This is a genomic window from Mesorhizobium sp. B1-1-5, assembly GCF_006443065.1.
In the GTDB taxonomy this organism is placed as follows: domain Bacteria; phylum Pseudomonadota; class Alphaproteobacteria; order Rhizobiales; family Rhizobiaceae; genus Mesorhizobium.
In genome coordinates this window covers 1-1,059 of record NZ_VFWS01000635.1, presented here as the reverse complement: position 1 = coordinate 1,059, position 1,059 = coordinate 1, and the positions used below count along the sequence as shown (strand labels likewise).

At 64.3% G+C, this 1,059-nt stretch carries 1 protein-coding gene and 1 pseudogene; both read left to right on the top strand.

What is annotated here, in order from left to right; all coding sequences use genetic code 11:
* A pseudogene (locus FJ980_RS33965) lies at nucleotides 1–644 on the top strand (PIG-L deacetylase family protein); the annotation flags it as partial.
* 243 nt (nucleotides 645–887) lie between these two features.
* Nucleotides 888–1,059 (top strand): acetyl-coenzyme A synthetase N-terminal domain-containing protein (locus FJ980_RS33960; protein WP_140547706.1); only part of this gene is annotated, 172 nt, incomplete at its 3' end.

Below are 1,059 nucleotides of genomic sequence, written 5' to 3'. Positions count from 1 at the left end.
TTCATGTTCGGTACGATAGCGGCCTATGCGGCGCAAGGCGCAGAACTGACTTTTGCCATAGCCACGGATGGTGCCAGAGGCGGCAAGAGCGATCCCACGGTTCTCGCCCGTGTCCGTCGCGAGGAGGCAACGGCCGCGGCCGCGCTGCTCGGGGCGGCGCCGCGCTTCCTCGACTTTCCCGACGGCGGACTGGTGGCGGATGCCGCGCTGATCGGCGCGCTGAAGACGCTGATTGGCGAAACCGGACCGGATCTGGTGATTACCCATGCGCCCAACGACTATCACGCCGACCACCGCGCGCTGTCGGACGCCGTGCGCATCGCGGCGTCGTTCGCCGTACCGGTGCTGCATGCCGACACGATGGGCGGCACCGGATTCTCCCCGACCCATTATGTCGAGATATCAGCCCAGGCCGAGATAAGGCCAAGGCGATCCGCCTGCACCAGTCGCAGGATCCGGAGCGCTTCGTCGACATCGCCCGCACGCAGAATTTTTTTCGCGCCGGCCAGTGCAACGGCGCGCCGGGATCACAGGCCGAAGCCTTCCGCTTCGAGCCGATGTTTCCCTTTGCAGACATTCGCGACCTGCTGCCGCCGGCGCCGCCGATCCGACCGGTCATCGTGAGCACCAAAAGGGTCGACTGAGCCGGGAGACGGCTGCTCCATCGCGGTGACCATGCCCGACGACGAGACCACCGGCCGACGCGCCGGTGCACACGGCCACATGGGAACGCCCGGGCCGGACCGTTGCTTTTCTTCCCGGAGGGCCACGATGTCGCACCTTTGCGACCAGGACCGGACCGGATCAGACGAATTGAGGGAAGACATCGCCGGAAAAAACAGCATAGGCTATTGCCAAGACGGCAAATCTTCCTGGGGAGGAAACGGATGTCTTCACGCTATCACGAGGTCTATGACGGCTGGAAACGCGACCCGGAAAAGTTCTGGGCGGACGCGGCGAACGCCATCGATTGGTACACGCCTTACGACAAGGTGTTCGATGCGGAAGCCGGCGTTTATGGCCGCTGGTTTACCGGCGCCACCTGCAACACCTGCTACA